The sequence below is a fragment of the Streptomyces filipinensis genome (genome assembly GCF_014649495.1).
GTDB lineage: Bacteria > Actinomycetota > Actinomycetes > Streptomycetales > Streptomycetaceae > Streptomyces > Streptomyces filipinensis.
This window is the reverse complement of record NZ_BMTD01000078.1, coordinates 1-993: the sequence shown is the minus strand read 5'-3', so window position 1 is coordinate 993 and position 993 is coordinate 1. Positions and strand designations below refer to the sequence as shown.

The 993-nt window shown below is 68.4% G+C and carries 1 pseudogene; it reads left to right on the top strand.

Features of this window, described 5'->3' with window-relative positions:
- Positions 1–993, top strand: a pseudogene (locus tag IE244_RS41540) (alpha-1,4-glucan--maltose-1-phosphate maltosyltransferase); the annotation flags it as partial.

Below are 993 nucleotides of genomic sequence, written 5' to 3'. Positions count from 1 at the left end.
GGCACGTTCCGCACAGCCGTGCGCCGGCTGAAGCCGATCGCGGACATGGGCTTCGACGTCGTCTACCTGCCGCCCATCCACCCCATCGGCACCACGTTCCGCAAGGGCCCCAACAACACGCTCACCGCCGGGCCCGACGACGTGGGCGTGCCCTGGGCGATCGGTTCGCCCGAGGGCGGGCACGACGCCGTCCACCCCGGGCTCGGCACGCTGGAGGACTTCGACCACTTCGTCGGCGAGGCACGCAAGCTGGGTCTGGAGGTCGCCCTGGACTTCGCGCTGCAGTGCTCCCCGGACCATCCGTGGGTGCACAAGCACCCCGAGTGGTTCCGTCACCGCCCCGACGGCAGCATCGCCTACGCGGAGAACCCGCCCAAGAAGTACCAGGACATCTACCCGGTCGCCTTCGACGCGGACATGGACGGCCTGGTCGCGGAGACGGTACGGATCCTGCGGCACTGGATGGGACACGGTGTGCGGATCTTCCGGGTGGACAACCCGCACACCAAGCCGGTGGTGTTCTGGGAGCGCGTGATCGCCGAGGTGGGCCGCGAGGACCCGGACGTGATCTTCCTGGCGGAGGCGTTCACCCGGCCGGCGATGATGCACACCCTGGCCCAGATCGGCTTCCAGCAGTCGTACACCTACTTCACCTGGCGCAACACCAAGCAGGAACTGACCGAATACCTGGGTGAGTTGTCGGGGGAGGCGGCGGCCTACATGCGGCCCAACCTGTTCGCCAACACCCCGGACATCCTGCACGCCTATCTCCAGCACGGCGGGCGGCCCGCCTTCGAGGTCCGGGCCGTGCTCGCCGCGACCCTCTCTCCCACCTGGGGCATCTACAGCGGCTACGAGCTGTGCGAGAACACCCCGCTCAGGCAGGGCGGTGAGGAATACCTCGACTCGGAGAAGTACCAGCTCAAACCCCGCGACTGGGAAGCCGCCGCACGCGAGGGCCGCACCATCGCACCGCTCATCACCAGGCTGAAC